Below are 246 nucleotides of genomic sequence, written 5' to 3'. Positions count from 1 at the left end.
CTCGCGCTGCGGATCGCGGCGCTGGAGTTGCAGCTCGGCAGCCGCACCGCACTGCCGTTCGTCGCCGACGACCTGTTCATCAATTTCGACGACGCGCGCGCGAAGGCGGGGCTCGATGCGCTGCGCGATCTGTCGACGCGCACCCAGGTGCTGTTCCTGACGCACCACGACCACCTGCTGCCGCTCGTGAGGGACGTATTCGGCGCGCGGGTCAACGTGGTCGAGTTGCAGCGCGCGCCGGCCGGC

General features: G+C 70.3%; 1 protein-coding gene. It reads left to right on the top strand.

Annotation, left to right across the window (positions count from 1 at the left end; genetic code table 11):
* Window positions 1-246, top strand: a 246-nt coding sequence (locus tag A9Z05_RS37565; protein WP_256121853.1) for an ATP-binding protein, incomplete at both ends; no start/stop codon positions are given.

It is taken from the genome of Burkholderia sp. A2 (assembly GCF_001729305.1).
GTDB classification, from domain to species: Bacteria; Pseudomonadota; Gammaproteobacteria; order Burkholderiales; family Burkholderiaceae; genus Burkholderia; species Burkholderia sola.
This window is presented reverse-complemented; position numbering and strand designations above follow the sequence as displayed.